This window comes from Algoriphagus resistens (genome assembly GCF_001442615.1).
In the GTDB taxonomy this organism is placed as follows: Bacteria; Bacteroidota; Bacteroidia; order Cytophagales; family Cyclobacteriaceae; genus Algoriphagus; species Algoriphagus resistens.
This window is the reverse complement of the sequence record NZ_LMXN01000042.1, coordinates 1-1509: the sequence shown is the minus strand read 5'-3', so window position 1 is coordinate 1509 and position 1509 is coordinate 1. Positions and strand designations below refer to the sequence as shown.

Genomic DNA, 1509 nt, shown 5'->3' with positions numbered 1-1509 from the left:
GAGTTGTCAAGGCCGGAGCGAAGCGAAGTTTAGTATTGCCTTTACAGCCCCGCGGACAGGACTATATTTGAATTTATGTAGAAGATAATCTTCTGATATCTTCCTTTTTTAAGATCAGCCGTTATTGTTAATCCTCTTTAATCAATCTCCTATCAACGGTCCTTGAGCAGGCCGCAATGTATTTTCATTTTAAAGAGGAAGGGGCCGCAATCTTTGCCAAATAGTCCTCCCAACGGGTGCTACAGTTCATCTACAGCGTTTGTTCCCCATCCAGATTTTCAAGGTTAACCAACGGTCTTTTCTTTTTTTCACCGGCTTATTTTACCACTCCAAGTTCATATTCAATCTTGTTTCTTAACAGGTATCTTATCCTGCTGAGCATGTTTTTGGCAATTCTTATGATGGCGTTATTCTTGTTCATCCGTTTGCATAGTTCCTGGAACCTGAGCATCATTGCAGGATCCTTACGGACAATTACCCAGGCCGCTTCAATGAGCATGATCTTGAGCTCTTTCCTGCCTCTGCGGGTCATTTCACCGACCACCATTTTGTTTCCGGAGCAATGCATATTGGGGACAAGACCTACATAACTACAAAGCTCATCAAGGCTTCTGAACCTGTCTAGGTCCCCCAATTGGGTCAGCAGGCTCATTGCCCCCAGCATTCCAAGCCCGGGGATGGAAATCAAAACAGCATAATTTTCTGCGTATCGCTCTTTTTTTGGAAGAGCTCTTATCTGCCCGGTGATCAATAGAAGTTGCTGTTTGAGCAAACTTACTGTTGCTATATAATTAGCAACAAGCAACCTGATTTCCTGTCTTGCCCCGGGAAGCTCCCTGAGCCAGTTCATATATACCTTAGACCAGCGGTGGCCTGGAGTGAACCTTCCAGGAGTCTGTATCCCGAACTCGTAGAGCAGGGACTTTATTCTCTGTTTCAGGCGGCACAGATCTTTCATTGTCCGGTGACGCTGCCGGATAAGTGCCCTGTCTGCTTCCAGCTCCTCATCAGGAATATGGACACCGTTGAATTCACCCGACTTAAGCATCCTGGCAAGCTTCCTGCTGTCTGCTTTGTCAGTTTTCCGCTGTCGGTCCTTTTGACTGGTAGGAACGTCGGCAGCATGGATTACTTTACAGTCAACACCGAGTTCGGCCAGTCTTCTACAGGATTGAAAGCCGCTGAACCCGGCTTCGTAAACCGCTTTATACTGGGCTCCCGGAAAATTTCTCTCCAGATAGTGAACAAGTTGCTCCGGATCTGGCTCCCTGCTCATGGTTTTGTGTTCGTAATCCTCCCCTAATATGGTCACCATCCAGTTCTTGAGGTGGAAATCGATCCCTACGTATATTGATTGTCCTTCAAAGGATTTCTGGTTAATTTTAGTCCGTTGCATAAGCTATGTTCATTTGAGGTTAGACTTGAGAATCCTTCCTTAATTTATGAATTTTAGCTTATGCTTCTTTTCAAACATAATACCTTTGCCGCATTGACATCCCTATCATGGAT

General features: G+C 45.3%; 1 protein-coding gene. It reads right to left on the bottom strand.

Annotated elements, in window-relative coordinates:
* Window positions 1-316: 316 nt before the first annotated feature.
* Window positions 317-1396: an IS110 family RNA-guided transposase gene (locus tag AS141_RS25820; protein WP_057940601.1), complete on the bottom strand. Its 1080-nt coding sequence runs from the start codon at window positions 1394-1396 to the stop codon at window positions 317-319.
* Between the last annotated feature and the right edge of the window lie 113 nt (window positions 1397-1509).